General features: G+C 44.9%; 14 protein-coding genes. All 14 read right to left on the bottom strand.

What is annotated here, in order from left to right; translation table 11 throughout:
* Positions 1–99: 99 nt before the first annotated feature.
* The 14 genes from A596_RS03510 to mutL all read right to left on the bottom strand — a co-directional run bounded on the left by A596_RS03510 (position 100) and on the right by mutL (position 21173).
* The gene (locus tag A596_RS03510; RefSeq protein WP_039912690.1) at positions 100–1611 is read right to left on the bottom strand and encodes a tryptophan halogenase family protein; all 1512 of its coding nucleotides are present in this window, start codon (positions 1609–1611) and stop codon (positions 100–102) included.
* A 4-nt stretch (positions 1612–1615) separates the two neighbouring features.
* On the bottom strand, positions 1616–3082 hold the full coding sequence (locus A596_RS03505; protein WP_039912689.1) for a tryptophan 7-halogenase: 1467 nt from the start codon (positions 3080–3082) through the stop codon (positions 1616–1618).
* Positions 3082–4617: a tryptophan halogenase family protein gene (locus A596_RS03500; protein WP_039912688.1), complete on the bottom strand. Its 1536-nt coding sequence runs from the start codon at positions 4615–4617 to the stop codon at positions 3082–3084. Before A596_RS03500 ends, A596_RS03505 begins: the two co-directional genes overlap by 1 nt.
* Before the next feature lie 37 nt (positions 4618–4654).
* Positions 4655–6136, bottom strand: a complete 1482-nt coding sequence (locus tag A596_RS03495; protein WP_084127998.1) for a tryptophan 7-halogenase — start codon at positions 6134–6136, stop codon at positions 4655–4657.
* A complete protein-coding gene (locus A596_RS03490) occupies positions 6133–7617 on the bottom strand; it encodes a tryptophan halogenase family protein (protein WP_039912686.1) in 1485 nt (494 codons plus the stop codon). Before A596_RS03490 ends, A596_RS03495 begins: the two co-directional genes overlap by 4 nt.
* Positions 7618–7727: 110 nt before the next feature.
* A complete protein-coding gene (locus A596_RS03485) occupies positions 7728–11267 on the bottom strand; it encodes a TonB-dependent receptor (RefSeq protein WP_459542203.1) in 3540 nt (1179 codons plus the stop codon).
* Positions 11268–11771: 504 nt separating this feature from the next.
* A complete protein-coding gene (locus A596_RS03480; protein WP_039912685.1) occupies positions 11772–13070 on the bottom strand; it encodes an adenylosuccinate synthase in 1299 nt (432 codons plus the stop codon).
* 46 nt (positions 13071–13116) lie between these two features.
* On the bottom strand, positions 13117–14289 hold the full coding sequence (locus A596_RS03475) for an ATP phosphoribosyltransferase regulatory subunit (protein WP_039912683.1): 1173 nt from the start codon (positions 14287–14289) through the stop codon (positions 13117–13119).
* A gap of 175 nt (positions 14290–14464) precedes the next feature.
* Positions 14465–15340 (bottom strand): protease modulator HflC, encoded by an 876-nt coding sequence (gene hflC, locus A596_RS03470; protein ID WP_039912682.1) that lies wholly within the window; start codon positions 15338–15340, stop codon positions 14465–14467.
* Positions 15340–16476, bottom strand: a complete 1137-nt coding sequence (gene hflK, locus A596_RS03465; RefSeq protein WP_039912681.1) for an FtsH protease activity modulator HflK — start codon at positions 16474–16476, stop codon at positions 15340–15342. Before hflK ends, hflC begins: the two co-directional genes overlap by 1 nt.
* A 51-nt stretch (positions 16477–16527) precedes the next feature.
* Positions 16528–17856 (bottom strand): ribosome rescue GTPase HflX, encoded by a 1329-nt coding sequence (gene hflX / locus A596_RS03460; RefSeq protein WP_039912680.1) that lies wholly within the window; start codon positions 17854–17856, stop codon positions 16528–16530.
* A 37-nt stretch (positions 17857–17893) separates the two neighbouring features.
* Complete coding sequence (hfq, locus tag A596_RS03455; RefSeq protein ID WP_039912679.1) at positions 17894–18160, bottom strand: RNA chaperone Hfq; 267 nt, start codon at positions 18158–18160, stop codon at positions 17894–17896.
* 125 nt (positions 18161–18285) lie between these two features.
* Positions 18286–19290 (bottom strand): tRNA (adenosine(37)-N6)-dimethylallyltransferase MiaA, encoded by a 1005-nt coding sequence (gene miaA, locus A596_RS03450; protein ID WP_039912678.1) that lies wholly within the window; start codon positions 19288–19290, stop codon positions 18286–18288.
* On the bottom strand, positions 19290–21173 hold the full coding sequence (gene mutL / locus A596_RS03445) for a DNA mismatch repair endonuclease MutL (RefSeq protein WP_039912677.1): 1884 nt from the start codon (positions 21171–21173) through the stop codon (positions 19290–19292). The genes miaA and mutL overlap by 1 nt, the downstream gene beginning before the upstream one ends.
* Positions 21174–21213 lie beyond the last annotated feature (40 nt).

Here is a 21213-nt window from a genome sequence, read left to right as displayed (position 1 = left end):
CCTCACAAAAACCGAGACATTGATCACAGGTGACTCCTGAATAGTCACCAAGCATCTCATCAATTTAACCCAGGGGCAGCTGCTGTGCCCCCTATATTATCAGTACACTTTTTCAGCTTTACAATTTTCGGCGATAAACTGTGCATGCGTTGGCATGTAATCGACTGATTTATCAATGACTCGACGAACACTATCTAGTCGCTTCATAATCTCCTCCTCGGGCATACGATCAACCAGTGGATGGTATCCTCTAGGACGAATTCCTTGACCATACATAACCTCAAGCCAACTTAAATCACTGAACATTTCATTACTATTTCTAAAAATTCTTCCATTCTTTTGGAACTGTTCAATTTTTTGCTTTAGTTCGGGTGGAATAGACATTGTTCGACAATAATTCCAAAATTCAGAGTCGTTTCTCTCTGTAGCATGATAATGCAGAATGAGAAAATCCCTGATTTTTTCCACTTCGAAATCAGCTTGCCGATTAAATTCATCAATATCAGCTTGATCAAATGATTTGTTAGGAAAAAAACTCATTAAACGCCCAATCGATGACTGAATAAGATGAATACTCGTCGATTCAAGAGGCTCCATAAAACCACTCGACAAGCCAATTGCAAGGCAGTTTTTATTCCAGATTTTTTTTCTTTTCCCAGTAACAAATTTGAGCAATCTTGGCTCAGCCAACGGCTTGCCATCAAGATTATTTAATAAAATTGATCGAGCCTCATCTTCACTCATAAATTTACTGGAAAATACGTGACCATTTCCTACTCGATGTTGCAACGGAATTCGCCATTGCCAACCAGCAGAATGAGCAGTGGAGCGAGTGTAAGGTGTAGGGTCACTCGTGTTTTCACAGGGTACCGCCCAAGCTCGATCGCACGGCAACCAATGAGACCAATCCTCATATCCAGTATGTAAGGCTTCTTCTATTAACAACCCCCGGAACCCAGAACAGTCTATAAAAAAATCTGCTTCAACGGTCTCACCCGATTCCATGCGTACCGATTTTATAAAACCAGTACTTGAGTCAACATCTGTTGCAGCAATTTTACCTTCCGTACGCTGCACGCCGCGCGTTGTAGCAAACTCCTTAAGGAATCTTGCATATAAACCGGCATCAAAATGAAAAGCATAGGCGATATTTGATAAAGGTGAATTTCCCGCATCAAATGGCCTCATAAACTTCCCCTGTTCGGCAGCAACACCAGCAATTGAATATTGCCTCAAATCCTCAGCCTTACCCAATTGAGCCATTTTCAACCAGTAATGATAAAACTGCACAGCTTCCATATCTTTGCCAACTTCACCAAACGCATGAATATACTTCTGCCCAATATTTGTCCAGTTGACAAATTCAATCCCTAGCTTGAATGTGCCTTGAGTTTTTCGTACAAACTCATCTTCATCCAAATCCAGTAATTTATTGAACATTTGGATAATAGGTATAGTCGCCTCACCCACACCGACTGAGCCAATATCATCTGATTCAATTAATTGAATTGCACAAAATCGTTTGTCTATAATTTTCGATAGAGCGGCAGCTGTCATCCAACCTGCGGTTCCTCCACCAACGACGAGTATTTTTTTTATATTTTCCTGCATAACTTCACCGCTTATTTTTAGATTGTAAAAATTGACTAAGAAAAATTAAATGGTTGGGCATTTCAGCAACTGACTTTTTTATTTCCGCACTCATTGAATTTAGTAATATGGCAAGCCGTTCCAATTCGCTTGTGCCTATCAGCGCATCACGTTCTTTTATAGGGACTCCAAAGCCCATGAGCAATGAAATCCATTCATCTTTTGATATCAGCTCATTTTCGTGGAACTCATATCTTCCCGTTGACATAAAATAATTAATTCGTGCAACAAGGGATGGATAAAGACCGTTAAGTTCTTTATCCAGAGAACCTTTTCTCAAGATCGCACTTATTAGGCAATGATAATCGAGAATATTATCTACTGCTTGAGTAGTTATCCTATTATATTCAGCAATCAATTTGTCATTTTGCTCCATACAAGGAAAGTACTTAAGTAATTTTTCCAGCTGGACCTTAGTAACCTCCAACGCAGGAAACGCCAAATTACCAAGAGCAACAGCACTATCTCCAAGCGCCAAACAATTACCATTCCAAAAAACATTTTTGCGTCCTGAAGCCAAAATGATCAACTTTACAGAACTCTCTTGGATTAGATATCCAAGATTATTAAATAGCGCAGAATAATTTTTCTGTCGTGGCAACGGACCAGCACCGTAAAGCTCCACAATAGTACGAGATTGCAACGGAATTTTCTTAATCCAATACTGATCGTTAATTCGACGATATTCAGTTGCGGGGCGATAAACCTGATGCTCATCAAGAAACGCAGTTAAACACCAACTCGACAGCGCGTTACTTCGCCTTGGAGTATTCTGTAACTCATTCATCTCAAATGATGATGTAGAATTAGATGACCTTGCATCAATATAAAAATCCGCAGCATAAGTATTGCCATTACCAGTGATTATCTGGTTAATTTTAGCAGGGCTGTCAACATCAACAGATGTTATTGCATCAGCAATATGTTTTACACCCAATTGTTGGGCATAGGTTTTCAATAGTTTAGAGAACGCAATTCGATCATAATGCAAACCCCAGGCGCTATCTCTGTTGACAATAAATTTCCCATGCTTTGCAGCCTGAGCTTCCAATGAGTAGGCATCAAAAAACGCTGAAGGAAAATCATGATTTAACGCTTTAATAACATGATGAAATTCAAACAATCCGATATCTGCACCATAAGTACTGCAACTATGAAAAAAATCGAGACGATTATCGTCATCATTAACATAATGATTTGCGAGTTTATAAGTAGCACTGGAAGAAAATAGTAACTCCTGCCATGAAAACCCTAGTGAACAAAAAAAATCCTGACAATTACCCCGGGTAGCCGCCGCATAAAATCCACTGTTATTTTCGTTTTCACCAAGAACAGTAACGCTTAACCAAGGGCAATTAAATGCAAGAACTGCTGCAGCAAACCACGCATGCTCATCTTCACCCAAAATAATTATTTTCTTTATTTGCGACATTAGTTGCGCCCGTACAAACTAAGTGTCGCCGCAGGACACTGCCCTACCTCATCACCATGAATTTTGGCAAGAAACGCCTGCGCGTCAGGCATCGCTGCAACACTATTTTTTATAAGATTGTCAAAATCGGTAAGACGAAAATCAAGATTTTTAACATGCCGTGTTCGCAGATCATATTCTTTGGGAATGAAACCTTGTCCTAAATAAACGGCTAACCAACTTGGGCGCATAAACAAGCCTAAACTATAATGCTCGACATGTGCAGTATCTTCAAACAACGCCATTTTTCTTTCAAGCGATGAGGGAATTTCCATGGTCGCGCAATAATTCCAGAATGCTGAATCGGATTTTGAATTAAGCCGATAATGTAAAATAAGAAAATCCCTGATCAATTCATATTCAGTTTTCATAAATTTATTAAAATACAACCTCCTCAAAGGGTTTTCTTCCGAATGAGGAAACAATTCAAGCAATTTCATAATAGCTACCTGAATCAAATAGATACTGGTAGATTCCAACGGTTCCAGAAAGCCGCCGGAAAGTCCAATCGCAACGCAATTTTTTTTCCATGACTCATATCGGCGACCTGCAGTAAATTTTAATTGCCGTACATCTGCTAACGCAGGTGTATCCAGATTTTGTAAAAGCTGATCTTTCGCATCATCGTCACTAATATATTTGCTGCAATATACATATCCGTTACCCGTCCGATGTTGTAGCGGTATTTGCCAGCGCCATCCTGCTTCGCAAGCAATTGACCGCGTGTAAGGGCGAAGTGGTAGGACTTTTTCACTGGGTACTGCCACAGCGCTATCACAAGGGAGCCAATGGCTCCAATTATCATACCCAGCCTTAAGAGTCCCCTCGATCAATAAACCAACAAAACCGCTGCAATCGATAAAAAAATTACCTTGCAAAGTGAACCCGTCATCAAAAACCACTGAACTTATATTGCCATTATCTGCATCAAGTAAAACATCAGCAATTTTTCCCTCCCTCCGAATAACACCAAGGGCCTCGGCATAACGCCTTAGATAACGAGCATACAAACCAGCATCAATATGAAATGCATATGTATAACTTGAAAAAATTGACTGCGAATCTTCTGTTGGATACATAAATTTATTATGTTTTGCCGCCATTGATGCCAAAGAATAATTATCAAATGGAAGCACTTTATTTTCTTCGCGTAGTTTCAACCAACAATGATGAAAGTCTAACAAGGGAAAATCTCGACCATGCACACCAAATGGATGAATATAACTATCACCGTTCTTTCCCCAATTCTCAAATTGTATGCCTAATTTATAAGTTGCACCGGTAGATCGAACAAAATCGTTTTCATCAATTTCAAGCATTGAATTAAAATAACGAATATGAGGAATGGTTGCCTCACCCACCCCCACTGTTCCAATTAGCTCGGATTCAACCAAGGTAATTCGATGAGTATCTTGGGGTAAAAATTTTGCCAAAGCTGCAGCTGTCATCCAACCTGCAGTTCCACCACCAATGATAACAACCTCAAACAGGCTCATAAAACCTTCCACCAATTAGCAAAAAAATTATTTTTTATCATTGATTTCGTGACAGAAATTGATGTATACACTCTGAATATAGCGGCAAATTAAGTGCAGCAGACTGAGTTAATGAATTGATATGCTCAAAATATGTTAACAATTGATTTTCCGGTTTTTCTGCTGCCTGAGCTCTAGTCCATTCAGGGAAAATTTTGCTTCCGAGAAAAAAAGCATCCAACTGATTCAGAGAAATAACCTGATCATTTACGAAAGCATGTCTAGCCGCATCAGAATATAACTGCAATCGATGTTTCGCTTCCGATGATAAAGCATGCTCATTAAAATAATCAGCGAATAGTTTATTGTTGGTGCCACCCACGAAATAGGTTAATGCACTCAGCTCTTTTATCATCACAAGCTCATCAAGGGATAACCGATTATACTCACCAGCACAACATTGCAGCACATCAAACCCCATAAATAATTCTACAAAGCGAACCACCTGGTTTCGAAACCATTTAAATTCACCCCATGGGGTGACAGGCTGCCTAAACGCTGCCTTTCCCATTGCGACAACATTTGCAACCCAAGGAAAATTAAGGAAATAATTACTATTATTTGGCGTCGAAAGATAGGAACCACTTACTGTCAACCCTTGCAATTCCGATTGAGACAAAACATCTAAATCTGACAAAAGATGCAACGACACAAGTTTTTTTTCACGCAAAGGAATTATTTGAGCAACACCAATATCAATACCCAACCAATCTGCAACAGGCTTGAATTTTAAATCAGGAGCCATAGAACCAACAGTTAATCGAGAAAAACCAGGTGCATTAGAGTCACCGGTTTCGGGGAAAATCAATATTTTCCTAACCAAATCTCCGTTGTGAGAGCAATCAATATAAAGGTCTGCATAACATTTTTGCCCATATTCCAAAATCAAAGATTTCACATTTCCCGTACTATCTGTTTCATCAATACCAATTACACGTCCCTTAATATGGGCAACACCGAGACTAAGGGCAACTTTCGCAATTAAGCGCGTATATCCATTCAAATCCAAATTAATACCAAACTGTAAACCGGAATAAACTGAATTTTCATTTTTAACTGGAAATCCAAATCTACCTAATTTAGCAGCTACAGCAGGAAGAATAAAATCATCAAAATTTTTCGCCAGACCTGCTTTTTTTGCGGAGGAAAAAATTTGTGAAAAATTAATACCGCTTCGGTCATTCGGAAAAAAGGACTCAGTCAGAATAAAATCCTGACCTGAAAACGCCCATTGTTTAAAGCGATTGCCATAACTTAACGTTGAATTTGTCTCAGCAAGAATATCGCGAAGGGAGATACCCAACATATCGTTAAAATCATGTATATATGAACCCGCATATTCTGCAGGAAAAAAGTCAGCCTGCTCATTATCAAGAAAAATTATTTTTATTTCAGATGAAACAAAAAATCGCCCTAATGCGCAAGCTAAACTCCATCCGGCCACGCCACTTCCTATAATTACAATTGTCCTTGTATTCATTTGCGATGCTCACCAATTAGACTATCTATAAATTTGTCGGCGTTCTGCATTAATGCAGAACCTTCTGTGACTTGCTTATAAACTTCATTCAATGCGCGCATCAATTGAGCATCAGATAACCGGTTTATTTTTATATCATGGTATTTAGGGATTAAGCCCTGCCCAATACACACAGCTGCATATACGCCATATTGCGAATGATCCACAATTCCGGCGCAAGAAAAAGCCATTTGCCTTGCAGCCAATTCATCAGGCACCGTCATATTCTTACAATCACGCCAGAAAGTAGAATCTTCCCGATTAACTTCCTTATAGTGCATAATGATGAAATCACGTAAACGAATATACTCCTTGTTTAACTGTTTATTGAACTCGAAAGCGTTTGTATCAAACGCCCCTGATTCCGGGAAATACTCAATTAATTTTTGAATAGCATACTGAATTAAATAAATACTGGTCGACTCTAACGGCTCTAAAAATCCTCCGGATAAGCCAATGGCAACACAGTTTTTTTCCCAATTATTTTTGTACTGACCCGCTGAAAAACTTATCCTGCGGGGCTCCGCTAAAAGCTTCCCGGTAACATCTTCACAAAAAATACGAACTGCATCAGCGTGAGAAATGTAGTCAGATGCATATACATATCCATTACCAACTCGATGCTGAAGTGGAATTGACCATTGCCAGCCCACCGATTTAGCAGTGGATTGTGTATAGGGTTGCGGAATTAGCATTGCTTTTTCAGAGGGTGCCACGATTGCATTATCACAACGCAACCATTGCTTCCAAGACTCAAATTGAGCACCAACATCCTTCATCAATAAGGCTCGAAAACCTGAACAATCAATAAAAAGATCAGCCGAAATTTTCTCACCAGACTCCAAACCAATTATTTCGATGAAACCACTTGATGATTTTTTTAAAACACTATTAACAACTCCTTCACGACGAATAACTCCCCGGGTTTCTGCATAGCGACGAAGAAAAGTCGCATAAAGGGTTGCATCAAAATGGTAAGAATAATTAAAGCTTGATAGTAATGGATGATCACGCTCGGGAAATTGAAAACGTCCTTGCCTGGCGGCCACCGCTGCTAATGAATATTGATCAAAAGGAACCTTATTGCCGATTGAGCGAGCCCGTCTCCAATAATGATGAAAATCAATGCCGGCAAAATCCTGACCAACAGAACCGAAAGGATGAATATAATCGCCACCAAGCTCGCCCCAATTTAAAAATCGAATACCGAGTTTAAAGGTTGCTTTAGTTTCCCGAACAAAAGCTAGTTCATCGATGCCGAGAAATTCATTAAACTGCCTGATTGGGGGTATTGTCGATTCACCGACACCTACAGCGCCAATCACATCACTTTCTATTAACGTGATGTCGAGTTGTTTTCCAGGAAAGCGTCGAACTAACGCCGCAGCTGTCATCCAGCCAGCAGATCCACCACCAACAATAACAACCTTTTTTATATTCATTTTTTTCAGGTTTTAAAATTAGAGAAGGAGTTTCAAAAAAAACGCGCCAATGAAGGCGCGTTTTCCCTGGAGTAAAATGAAAGCTGCTGCTTTCATCTAAAATTAACCATTTAGAAAGTAGCTTTAACCACCACAGCCGCCCTGCGATCATTAACAAACCAGGAGCGACCAGCCTCAAGCCCTTTGCCATCCAATATCATAATAGTTTCTGTCTGTGCGTTGGTAATATTAGTCATCTGCAACCCAACAGTGAAATTATCATTAACAGTATAGAACAAAGACCCATCAACCGTACCGTAGTCATCATTCCACAGCGGATACCGACTAATCACGTCACGTGTAGTTAACAAATAACGAGAACGCCAGTTATATGCCAAACGGAATGACCAATCATTTTTCTCGTACATACCGGTAATATTAAAGGTATCTTTAGATTGCCCCTTTAATGGTAAACCAGCTAAATCTACACGAGCCCCAGTATCGGTTGAATCACCATCATCCTGCTCCAGGCTTCCTGCATTAGGAATCGCTTTGGAATCAATATAGGTATAGTTAACCTGTACCCCTAAACCATCAAATGGTGCAGGCAACATATCGAAGAATTGCTGATACGCAAACTCGATACCTTGCAATTCCCCTTCACCATTATTGATAGTGCCCGTTACCAAAGCTTGCTGAGTTACACCACTCTCAGGATTGGTGTAACTTCTGGTAAATGCGCCTTCTGTGAAGAAATTTGAAAGCTCTTTTCTAAACGCTGTAACTGTTAAAGAACCATCTTTTGCAAAATACCATTCAAGAGACACGTCAATCTGATCAGATTCCATAGGCTGCAAATATGGGTTACCTGCAGTGCCGGTCCATTCATTAACAGTCGCAGCAATAATCTGGGAGCTCTGCTCAAGTAATGGAGGAGTGGGAGGAATAATTCGTATTTGATTAGTCGTCGTCGTATTCGATATTGTCGATGTATTTCTGACATTTTCCATATCAGGCATAGCTATCGCTTTCGCGAACGCAAAACGACCAATCAATTCATCGGTAAAACTTACCGCCAAATTAAGGCTTGGTAGCACGGCATCGTATGTGCTTGATGCGCTCTGGAACTGTGACGCATTATTTGCAAAACCAGACTGTTCATCTGAGAGGTAATATCCTGACTGACCACGATATACCATGATTTTGTCGAGATCGGTATTAACAGCTTTCTCACGGTCTTGTGCAGCCTTCACTTCAGTGGCATAAGTCGCAACCAACGCATTATATTGTGCAATCCCTGATTCCCCTTGGGCATACAGCGCGGCAACAGCAGCTGGCTGCAATTCTGCAGGCAAAAGAGATACCGCACTACCACCATATTTAGCTTCAATGAGCGCTTTTTGTTGTGCTTCATAGGCATCGCTTGCGGCTATATCTTTTGGATGAGGCGCTCCAGCGGGAATGGCTACGGTCGGACGCAAATCAGGATACTTAACTGAGCCAGTCGCATCACGCTCCAACTCAATGTAACGTAAACCTACGTTACCCTTTATAGGCAATTCAGCAACTTCCGTATTAAAGTCAAAACGTACATATGCTGCTCTATTTTCCTCAGAGGTAATGTTTATTTCCGAGGGGAGAAATAATGATCCAGGAATAACACCCTCGCGCTTACCGGTTTGCTCCCAAGGATTATCCACTTTATCACCAGCCGTTGGTAAATCACGACCATTGATAACATCTCTTACCAATCTCTCTGATGGATGAAGAAAGGAGTCACCTTGCACACTTAATACATTGCCACGGTGAAAATCGCTCCAATTAACAGCTTCCCATTGCCCCTTCAAATCTCCGACGGTGTCGGTATCTGCCCACCCCAAACCACCAGCACGAGCAAATACCGGAAACAAAGCACCCCAGTTGTAAGTCGATGATCTGACTGTTTGCTCACGCTTGGCAAATCTCACCCCAGCTTTTACAGCAGTCAGGAAATCACCATCAGCATTAAACGTGACATCCAAACGTGCGGCGTTTGAATCCCCTTCTGAGCGCTCATAGTGATCCATCGCAGATTGCCAGTTGTAAGAATTAATATCCTGGAAATAATTGCTATCACCTAATGGATCATCTGAAAAACCCGGTAAGTTCTTGCCGCCAATTTTAGTGCCGTCTCCAGCAACACCAAAAGGCCCTTGCCCCGCCAATGGCATACCATTAGCATCGAGACAAACTTCACCTTTTTCGGGGCCGCCGCAATCAATCTTATAATTATTATCGCGCGCACCAGCCCAAGGCTCAATGAATCGCAGTTTTGGTGTATCTCCGCGAGTGTCATAATCCTGGATAGCATTCATTGCCATCATGATTGCAACGTCGTCGTCGTCACTCTCGGCTTCAATATGTTGTAAATCCAAGCTGACTTCCCAGCTGTCGCTAGGAGTCCATTTGAAATTTGTAGAGAAATCATCAATGATGGTATCAGTCTCTTTTACACGTGTAGCAGTCTGGAATTGACTACCGAAAACACGCAGGTTTGGAGTAGCCCATGAAGCCCCGTTAGGGATATGTGCATTTGCACTATCGTCCCCATCCACTGAGCGCCAGCCATTAGCTCCAAAACCACTGTCGTTTGTAATTACACCCGCCTGAAAAATACCATCATCATCAAAGGTGTATTCCGTTCCTGGCAACGGGATTGCACGGCGCCTGTCATAACCAGACTGATAACCGATAGTATTTTCCTTCCAACTTAAACGCGCATCAGAGCGTAAAAACTGGGTGGTATTAATAAGAGTTTTATCAGTATTTTCCCATTGGAAAGCAGCGGAAAAGCCTTTACGGTAACGATCATCATTTTTCATTGAGGCGTTTGAGCCAGCCGGCAACCAAACGCCTTTTCCAGCTTCTGCAAAACGCTCTGCACCAGCAATATCATTTGGACCGGCGTGATTGGCGTTAGGACCGCCATCCAAAGGACGCGGAAAATTAGTGTAATCATCCAAATACTGAACATAAGCATCGGACTGAATGCCGTGAGAAACACCATCTAATTTTGAGGATGATGCATTAACAAGAAAACCAAATTCGCCGGCAGAGGTTTCCCAACGATCACTAAACAAGCCAGATATCGTAGGAGTCCAACTTTCTGCCATGTCACCATAAGAATAGTCTGCTGTAACTGCCACCAAACGATCAGGCGAGTCAAATGGTTTACGCGTCCGGAGACTTACTGTACCCCCAATACCACCTTCGATCATATCGGCAGATTGGTTTTTATATATATCCACACCTGACATTAGTTCGGGCGGGACATCCTGAAAGTTTAGCCCGCGTCCTGAGTTCGCCGTGAAAGAATCCCGGCCATTGAACTCTGAGCGGGTAGCACTCATCCCGCGGATTACCGCACCAGAACCCTCAACACCGAAATGGTCAGGATCATTTGCCGCAGCAAAACGTTCGATCGACACACCGGGAACACGCGACATAGCTTCTAAAACACTGCGATCAGGCAAAGAGCCAATGTCCTCTGCGGAAATAGAATCGACGAATGTGTTTGCGTTTTTCTTGATTTCTTGAGCATTTTGCAAGTTAGCACGTGTGCCACTTACAACTATCTCTTCGACGTTATCAGTTTGTGCAAATCCTGGAGCACTCAATGCCACTATGCACATCGCTAACATGGACTTTTTAAATTTGATGTTTTGCTGCTGTGGTGCGGTTTTGTCATTTTTATGGAAAACCATATAGCCAACCCCATTGTTAAATTTATGATTAGGTAATTTTTTATAGTTCTTTGAGTCAAATAGACCCTAAGCATTCTGAGTTTAGATCAAGATGAGCAGTGTCATACTTACCTGTCACCAATAATCACTAACTATGCTCCGGTAGTGCGAAATGTGTGTCGCACCAGTTTGCGCAGGTTGCGTAAAATGGTGCAGAGCAGTTTTGACTGCGGACCTGGTGATTATTGTTAGCAGGCGATTAAATCCTAGCATCCATTAAAGGGATGTGGCGCCGTAAAGGAAGAGGAGCAATGGTTTTTTTGACTATAAAAGAATCAAGCTGACAGCGCTATCAATTTGAGCGCAAGCAATCATTTACTTGCAATAATAAATTTCACCCATAAAAAAGCCCATTATGGCAAATGGGCTTTTTAAGCGACAAAAAGAAAAGTTTTATGCCGAGAATGGATGACGTAAAACAATGGTTTCAATCCGATCAGGACCAGTGGAAACTATATCAATTGGCGCCTTGATTAACTCTTCAAGCCGGCGAATATAGGCTCTGGCGTTCGCGGGTAAATCATCCAGCGACTGTGCACCGACGGTTGATTCACTCCATCCCTGTACTTCTTCATATACAGGTTTGAGGCCAGCCCAACCATCAGCGTCATAAGGCATGCTAGCGATTGGATTGCCTTTGGAGTCTTGATAACCGATACAGATTTTGACAGTTTCCAATCCATCCAAAACATCCAGCTTTGTCAAACAGATGCCTGTAACACTGTTAATGCGATTAGCGTGGCGCACGGCAACGGCATCAAACCAGCCGCAACGGCGCTTGCGACCGGTAGTGGCACCAAACTCGTGGCCTTTTTTGCCCAGGTATTCGCCAATTTCACAATCCAGTTCGGTTGGGAACGGGCCGGAACCGACACGTGTGGTGTAGGCTTTGGTGATACCCAAAACATAATCGAGATACAGCGGACCAAAACCTGAACCTGTCGCTGTACCACCGGCGGTCGTATTTGATGAGGTTACATACGGATAAGTACCATGGTCGATATCCAATAAAGACCCCTGCGCGCCCTCAAATAAAATACTTTCACCTTGCTCGCGTGCAGCATGAAGCAATTCTGTAACATCAGCCATCATCGGCAGAAGCTGCTCAGCCCAGAGCTTGCAATCGGCAAAGACACTGTCGAAGCTAACTTCATTAACCTTGAAATAGTTGGTCAGGACAAAGTTGTGGTAGGCAAGAATTTCCTTCAGTTTTACGGCGAAGGTATCCAGATCAACCAGATCCCCCAAACGCAAGCCGCGACGGGCAACTTTGTCTTCGTAAGCCGGGCCAATACCGCGGCCGGTGGTGCCAATTTTGGCATCGCCACGAGCAAGCTCGCGCGCTTGATCCAACGCAACGTGGTAAGGAAGGATAAGCGGGCAAGCCGGAGACAAACGCAGGCGGCTGCGTACAGGAACACCCGTTGCTTCCAGCCCGGCAATTTCTTTAAGCAAAGCCTCAGGGGAAAGCACTACACCGTTGCCAATCAGGCAGGTAACGCCGTCGCGCAGAATGCCGGAGGGAATCAGGTGGAGTACGGTTTTTTTACCGTCGATCACCAAGGTATGACCCGCATTGTGACCGCCCTGGAAGCGAGTCACCAGGGAGACCTGATCCGTTAACAAATCAACAATCTTACCCTTGCCTTCATCACCCCATTGGGTGCCCAATACCACAACGTTCTTGCCCATGACTGGTTTAACTCTCTGTGCTAGATAAAAATAAAAAATGGATTAATCAGATGGCCAAAACCTGATAATGACCATCGCGCAAAATCAGATGGCGATCACATCCTAATTCACTCAGGTCGGAAGTAGCGCTTACATTCACAACTCTTTCGCCTTGTTGGCGTAACTCACTCACCGCACGCCACTGTAAAGGATCTGTTGATTCAATAACGGCAATCGCATTTAACGACTTGCGCGGCAACAACCCCAACTTACTGATAGCGGTAATATCAACAGCAAACCCGGTAGCAGGCCGCGCACGGCCAAACACTTCACCGATGTGATCGTAACGACCACCGCTAGCAATAGGGTTGCCGTATCCGGGAGCAAAAGCTGCAAACACCAAACCGGTCAGATAGTGATAGCCGCGCAACTCACCCAGATCAAAATACAACTCAGCTGTCGGATAACGCCGCTCAATAATTTCTGCAACTTGCATCAACTGTTCGACAGCATGCTGCGCAGCCGTCAAACCTGAAAAAAGCGCTTTGGCTTTCTGCAACACAGATTTATCACCAGCAAGGCCAGGTAATGCCAAAAATAAATTCGCCGTCTCAATATCATTGATATTCGCTGCAACCCAGGCGCGAATCTCGGTCGTTGCTTTGCGTTGCAACAATTCGAAGAAAGTTTCTTCCTGTTCCTTGCTCAGTCCAGCACTCGCAGCAATAGCGCGATAAATACCTACATGGCCTAAATCAATATGTTGATGGGTCAATCCTGCTATGGACAACGACTCCAGCAGCAGGGATACCACTTCAATGTCAGCTGCGATTCCCGATTCGCCGTAAAACTCAAGCCCGGCCTGAATTGGGGTACGCGTGGCCAGCGGATTCTTCGGACGGGTATGAACTACATGTCCGGCATAACATAAACGGTTGGCACCTGAGCGATGAAAACTGTGGGCATCCATACGCGCAGTTTGCGGGGTGATATCTGCACGTAACCCCAAGGTACGACCACTTAGCTGGTCGGTGACTTTAAAAGTGAGCAAATCAACATCGCGCCCAAGCCCTATCAAGAGGGAATCTGTGTACTCCAGCAGCGGAGGTATGACCATGTCATAACCCCAGGTGCTATAGAGGTCCAGCAGGCGACGACGCAGAGCATCTATGGCTTTGGCTTCGGCGGGGAGGATTTCTTCCACTCCGTCCGGTAACAACCAGCGATCAGCGTAGGTCATAAGCGACTCAATATTCAGCAAAAATCCGGCGTGCGCGCATAAAAAAACCGAGCGGTCGGCTCGGTTGCGGCATTTTAACACTGTTTACCACAGGATTTGTAGGCCAATCTGAAGTTGACCTGCAAAAGTTGTATTACTTAAACAATAAGGCCCGCAACAGCGGGCCTTGTCAGGATCAATTTTTACCTTGTGGATCCTTCAGGTAACGAAAGAAATCACTTTTAGGATCAACAACCATTAAATCCTCCTTACTGCTAAAGCTTTGGCGATAAGCATTGAGGCTGCGCACAAAACTGTAGAATTCAGGATCTTTGGTGTAGGCTTCGGCAAAAATACCTGCTGCCTTGGCATCACCTTCACCGCGAATTCGCTCGGCATCACGATAAGCATTAGCCTCAAGAACAGCGCGCTGCTTATCCGCATCAGCACCAATAACTTCTGCTTGTTCCTTACCCTGTGAACGATACTCACGCGCCTCTTTCTCGCGATCTGCCGCCATACGGGCAAATACTGATTGACTGGCTTCCGGCGGGAAATCAATGCGTTTTACACGGATATCTTTTACTTCGATACCCAATAATTTGATTGCATCCACATTGATGCTGGTGGTGATCTCACTCATCAATTCATCGCGCTTGCCCGATACCACATCATGTAATGTGCGACGGCCAAACTGGTTACGCAGGCCATCGGCAACACGTTGCGCCAGGCGATCTTCCGCCAACATCTCATCGCCGCCGGTAGCTTTATAGTATGTTTCTACATCTTTAACTTGCCATTTGATATAGGAATCAACCACCAAACGCTTGTTCTCGACGGTAAAGAAACTTTCAGGATTCATGTCTGCTGTTAACAGGCGCCCATCAAATTTGCGCACCTTTTCTGCAAATGGCAGCTTGAAATGTAAGCCAGGAGGCACATCAGCCTTAACCAGGCGACCAAATTGCAAAACCACTGCACGCTGGTATTCAGTCACTACGTAAATGCTATTAAACGCAAGCAACAATCCTAATACAGCAAGAATGAGGGCAAAAAAACCTTTATTAGACATTAGCGCAACTCCCGACGAACAAGTGGCTTGGTCGCTTCAACAGCAGGCGTTGCACGCGAATTGAAATTATCGGTCTGTACTTGCGGTTCAGCTACAGCCGAGCGATTCCCCAAACGATCCAGAGGTAAATACAACATGTTGTTGCCCCCAGCCACATCCACCATAACCTTGGAAGAGTTGGACATTACACTTTCCACGGTTTCCAGATAAAGACGCTGACGAGTTACTGCCGGCGCACGCTTATATTCCGCGAGGAGGCTCTCAAAACGATCTGATTCACCTTCTGCGCGCGCAATTACTTCGGCCTTATAGGCTTCCGCCTCTTCCAGCATACGCTGCGCACGACCACGGGCTTCCGGAATAATACCGTTTGCATAAGCCTGCGCCTGGTTCTTCAGGCGAGCCTCATCTTCTTTCGCTTTGATTACATCATCAAATGCAGCGCGAACCTCTTCTGGAGGGCGGGCCTCCTGGATATTCACATTAATTACCTGAATACCTGCACCGTAAGAATCCATATAGGTTTGCAAACGTTGCTTCACTTCTGCCGCAATTGCCTGACGACCTTCAGATAACACTTGATTCAACTCTGTAGAACCAATTACATGGCGCACAGCAGAATCAGTGGCATGGCGCAAACTGGTCTCAGGGTCACGCACATTCAACACATAGGATTTAACATCTGCGACGTTGTATTGCACAGTAATTGGCAATTCAACGATGCTTTCATCTTCGGTAAGCATTAATCCGCGGGAAGGATATTGGCGCTCGCCCGTTACGTTGACGATGTATACATCGGTAATCAACGGCGCATTCCAGTTAAGACCTTCCGTTTTGATTTCAGAGAAAGCACCGAACTTTAAAACTACCGCACGCTCTTTGGCATCCACCTGATAAAAACCGGCGCCGAAATAAAATACAAGGGCAATAACGCCCGCAATGATAAATAGCGGACCAAGGTTTGCCCCGCCAGAAGATTTACCACCACCGGAACCAGAGCCGCCACCGAAGATACCATTCAGCTTATCTTGCAGCTTTCTGAAAGCCTCATCCAAATCAGGAGGTCCATCGTTATTATTGCCGCCACCGCGACCACCCCATGGGTCTTTGTCTTTTCCCGGTTCATTCCAGGCCATAGTTTTTCTCCACGTAGAAAATAATACGGTTGTGGGGGCTGTATGCCGGTTTTACAACTCCCCTGATAAATCCTGTCCAGCAGAAACGTCATCTGCCCATAGCAACTGTTCAAATTCGATAGATTCGGCGCTGAGGATACGCAACAAATCACTTTTGGGTACACGTATTTGCAATAAGCTGGCGCCATCATCGCGATAATCTTCGGCAATTACCGCTTGTTGAGTGTAGAGCATAGCGCGTAAGCGCCCTTGCGTGGGTGTTAACACCAGACAACCACTCACAACCTCTTTACCAAGGAGCTCGGAAATGGCCTCTTCCAATAAATTACATCCCACTCCCGTTTGCGCTGAAAGCCAAACAGCAACCGGCCTACCAGAGTCATCACGATCGATATGCGGATCAGTATCGGCAAGCAAATCGACCTTATTGTAAACTCGCAGCTGCGGCAATTCGGCAGCACCAATTTCCTCCAACACCAACTCAACTTGCTCTATATTGCGCGCACGCTCTTCCGCTGCGGAATCTATCACATGCAAGAGTAAAGTTGAGTTACTGGCCTCTTCTAATGTCGCGCGAAAAGCCTCAACTAACTTATGGGGAAGATGACTAATAAAACCTACCGTGTCTGCCAACACCACTGCGCCGATATCCGCAAGCTCAATGCGACGCATTGTTGGATCAAGCGTCGCAAACAATTTGTTCTCGGCGTAAACATCAGAACCGGTAATACGATTAAATAAAGTAGATTTACCCGCGTTGGTATAACCAACCAGAGAAACCGTGGGGATAGCCGCGCGCTGTCGGGAGCGCCGCCCCTGTTCACGCTGGGAGCGAACCTTCTCCAGCCGCTGCTCAATCATGGTAATGCGATTACGCAATAAACGGCGGTCAGTCTCCAGCTGTGTCTCACCCGGACCACGCAAACCAATACCGCCTTTTTGGCGCTCAAGGTGGGTCCAGCCGCGAATTAATCGCGTGGCTGTATGACGAAGCTGGGCGAGCTCAACTTGCAACTTCCCCTCAAAGGTTCGTGCACGCTGCGCAAAAATATCCAGGATCAAACCGGTGCGGTCCAGCACGCGACATTGCAATTCGCGTTCGAGGTTACGCTCCTGGCTGGGAGTAAGGGTGTGGTTAAAAATCACCAGCTCGGCTTTGTGTTCAGCAACCAATTGCCGAAGCTCTTCGAGCTTGCCGGTGCTGATTAAAAATTTGGCGGTAGGGACAATACGGGAGCCAGTCAGAAAAGCTACAGGATCACCCCCTGCAGACAATACCAACTCTTCAAATTCGCGAGGGTCTTCGGCATCTTGGCCATGCGACAAGTTCAGGTGAACCAGCACCGCTAGCTCACCTGATTCTGGGCGATCAAAAAACAATTAGCGACCTCGAGGCTATATCAAATAGCTTGATAGATTACTCGGCTTGCTCGTCTTCTTCGCCTTCGATACCACCAGCTTCATTGAGCAGTGGTACACGTACCGCACGGGATGGAACTACTGTGGAGATAGCGTGCTTGTAAACCATTTGGCTTACAGTATTTTTTAACAGCACGACAAACTGATCAAATGACTCAACCTGACCCTGCAACTTGATACCATTCACCAGGTAAATGGACACAGGTACACGCTCTTTGCGCAGAACGTTCAGGTAAGGGTCTTGTAAACTATGCCCTTTTGACATGTTTATTCTCCTCGGGACAATAAATAAAAAGAAAGCAAAAATTACCCACCCAAAACACCTAATACATCCAGTAAGGAGGGGGTGGAAGAATGCATGAAAATCTGACTAGGGTTCTCACGTGGGTATTATATGGCTCTCGTGCCTATAAAATTCAAGGCGCAACGCACAATTTCTTCCTTTGTGAGTGAAATTCCCTGTTCAGTCTCCGTGAATATCCAGTGTAGATCAGTATTTGCACTTGTCGACCATCCGCGCAACCAGGTGAACTGGCGCTTGGCTAATTGACGCGTGGCAATAATGCCGCGTTCGGTCATTTGCGTGTAATCCCAAATACCGTCGAAATAATCCCACACCTGGCGATAACCCACGGCGCGAATTGCCGGTAAATCTTTATGCAAATCGCCGCGCTCATACAATGCGCGCACTTCTGCCAGCAGGCCTTTTTCGAGCATCGTTTTAAAACGAAGTTCAATCCGTTTATGCAGGATCGCGCGATCGCGTGGAGCTATCGCTAATTGGCAAACATCGTAGCGGTCAGAAAAATTGCCGGCATTTATCTGCAAATGTTGAAGCTCGCGCAATTGCGACATGGTTTTGCCACTGACTCGATAAACTTCCAACGCGCGACTTAAACGCTGCGAATGATTGGGGTGTATCTCTGCTGCCGTTTGTGGATCTACCGCCGCCAATTGTTGATGCACATAAGGCCAACCAAACTCTTCTGCCTCGCGCTCGATTTGCGCGCGCACATCGGCATCAGCCGCTGGCATTTCTGCCAAACCATCCAGCAGCGCGCGAAAATAGAGCATAGTTCCGCCCACCAGTAACGGGATTTTTCCAGAATTGTGGATATCCACAATTTCTCGCTCTGCATCAGCAAGGAAATCGGCTACCGAATAAGGTTCTGCCGGATCGCGAATATCAATTAAACGATGCGGAGCCGCTGCTAACTCTGCCGCCGAGGGCTTCGCGGTTCCAATATCCATGCCGCGATACACCAATGTGGAATCCACGCTGATCAATTCCACGGGCAAATGCTGGCGCAGGGAAATCGCCAAATCAGTTTTACCCGAGGCGGTTGGACCCATCAAAAAAATGACCGGTTTTTTTTCATTATTGGCAATGGTCATTACTGTCCACGCATAAATAATTTATCCAGTTCATCCAATGACTGTAGCAACCAGGTGGGGCGGCCATGGTTACACTGACCGCTGCGCTCAGTCGCTTCCATATCGCGCAACAATGCATTCATTTCCGGAATGGTTAATTTGCGATTGGCGCGCACAGAACCATGGCAGGCCATTGTGCCGAGGATTTCATTAATGTGATGTTGGATGCGCTCGCTGGTGCCGTGTTCGATTAAATCCGAAAGCACATCGCGCACCAGCTGTTCAACTTTCGCACGATTTAATATCACAGGAATCTGGCGGATCAATATTGTTTCAGGTCCTGCGCGCTGCAATTCAAAGCCGAGAGATTTAAAAATCTCGTGAAAATTTTCAGCACAGTCGGCTTCTTTTTCACTGATGGCAATTGATTCGGGCACCAGTAGAGGTTGGGTTTGAATACCACCGCAACTAAAAGATTCTTTCATGCGCTCATAGGTGATACGTTCATGCGCCGCATGCATGTCCACCAGAATTAAACCTTGCGCATTTTCCGCAAGAATATAAATCCCTTTTAATTGCGCGAGCGCATAACCCAACGGCGGAATATCTTCACTTTGAGTTTCCGGCAATGGATTATTTTTCAGCGGTGACGAGTGCAATGCACCATATACCGCCATCTGTTCACGCACAGTGTTTTCATCAGGGAATGAAGGCTTATAGGATGATTGGTAATTTCCCTGATAACCGGCTGCAGATGGTGCACGAAAACCAATAGTTTCCTGCCCTTTAAATTCTCCCGCGGCAATTCCCTGAACTGTTTTTTGCGCGGAAAGTGCAAACGGATTTACAGCGGGAGCATCATCAACTTCATTGGATTCGCGTCGCGCCAAAGTATCTTCCGGGCGAACGCGCGCGAGGGCATGATGCAAGCTCGAATAAATAAAATCATGCACGCTGCGATTATCGCGGAACCGCACTTCATGTTTGGTGGGATGCACGTTGACATCCACCGTTGATGGGTCCAACTCCAGATACAACACAAATGCCGGATGGCGTCCGTGATAGAGCACATCCTGGAACGCCTGACGCACGGCATGGCTCACCAGTTTGTCGCGAATCGCGCGACCATTGACGTAGAAATGTTGCAGGTCTGCCTGGCTGCGTGAAAATGTTGGCTGCGCGACCCACCCCCACAAACGCAAACCGCTGCGCTCAATATCAATATGCACCGCATTTTCCATAAACGCAGGGCCACACACTTGTGCAACGCGACGCTCCTGTTCCAATTGCGAATCACCCGCGCGCCAGGAATAAATTGCGCGATTGTTATGGCGCAAATTAAATGCGACATCAAACCGCGATAACGCCAAACGTTTTACAACATCTTCCAAATGGGTGTATTCAGTTTTGTCGGTGCGTAAAAATTTGCGGCGTGCAGGCGTATTAAAAAATAAATCGCGCACTTCTACCGTAGTACCGCGTGGATGCGGAGCAGGCGAAACCTGGGTCTCCATATCGCGACCTTCCGCTACCACTTGCCAGCCGGCACTTTCTTCATTGGTGCTACTAATTAATGCAAGGCGCGCGACGGAACTGATACTCGCCAATGCCTCACCACGAAATCCCAAAGTAGCAACGGCTTCAAGATCATCCAGCTCGTAAATTTTGCTGGTGGCGTGGCGACTCAATGCGAGTGGCAAATCATCTTTATCAATGCCGCCACCATTATCGCGTACGCGCATTAATTTAATGCCGCCTTCCTCAATATCAATTTCCAGGCGTGTAGCGCCGGCATCCAATGAGTTCTCAAGCAATTCCTTGATTACCGAAGAGGGGCGCTCCACCACTTCACCGGCAGCAATCTGGTTGGCAAGGCGGGGGCTGAGTAATTTAATTTTGCGCATGGGAAGTCGCATCAACCTATTTTGAAAAAAGCATTAACAG

This window comes from Cellvibrio mixtus subsp. mixtus J3-8, assembly GCF_000766945.1.
Lineage (GTDB): Bacteria > Pseudomonadota > Gammaproteobacteria > Pseudomonadales > Cellvibrionaceae > Cellvibrio > Cellvibrio mixtus_A.
This window is presented reverse-complemented; position numbering and strand designations above follow the sequence as displayed.

Bases quoted from the DNA above. Each gene is read 5' to 3' on its own strand.
- A596_RS03510 (WP_039912690.1), bottom strand. From the start codon at position 1,611: ATGCAGGAAAATATAAAAAAAATACTCGTCGTTGGTGGAGGAACCGCA.
- A596_RS03505 (WP_039912689.1), bottom strand. From the start codon at position 3,082: ATGTCGCAAATAAAGAAAATAATTATTTTGGGTGAAGATGAGCATGCG.
- A596_RS03500 (WP_039912688.1), bottom strand. From the start codon at position 4,617: ATGAGCCTGTTTGAGGTTGTTATCATTGGTGGTGGAACTGCAGGTTGG.
- A596_RS03495 (WP_084127998.1), bottom strand. From the start codon at position 6,136: ATGAATACAAGGACAATTGTAATTATAGGAAGTGGCGTGGCCGGATGG.
- A596_RS03490 (WP_039912686.1), bottom strand. From the start codon at position 7,617: ATGAATATAAAAAAGGTTGTTATTGTTGGTGGTGGATCTGCTGGCTGG.
- A596_RS03485 (WP_459542203.1), bottom strand. From the start codon at position 11,267: ATGTGCATAGTGGCATTGAGTGCTCCAGGATTTGCACAAACTGATAAC.
- A596_RS03480 (WP_039912685.1), bottom strand. From the start codon at position 13,070: ATGGGCAAGAACGTTGTGGTATTGGGCACCCAATGGGGTGATGAAGGC.
- A596_RS03475 (WP_039912683.1), bottom strand. From the start codon at position 14,289: ATGACCTACGCTGATCGCTGGTTGTTACCGGACGGAGTGGAAGAAATC.
- hflC (WP_039912682.1), bottom strand. From the start codon at position 15,340: ATGTCTAATAAAGGTTTTTTTGCCCTCATTCTTGCTGTATTAGGATTG.
- hflK (WP_039912681.1), bottom strand. From the start codon at position 16,476: ATGGCCTGGAATGAACCGGGAAAAGACAAAGACCCATGGGGTGGTCGC.
- hfq (WP_039912679.1), bottom strand. From the start codon at position 18,160: ATGTCAAAAGGGCATAGTTTACAAGACCCTTACCTGAACGTTCTGCGC.
- miaA (WP_039912678.1), bottom strand. From the start codon at position 19,290: ATGACCATTGCCAATAATGAAAAAAAACCGGTCATTTTTTTGATGGGT.
- mutL (WP_039912677.1), bottom strand. From the start codon at position 21,173: ATGCGCAAAATTAAATTACTCAGCCCCCGCCTTGCCAACCAGATTGCT.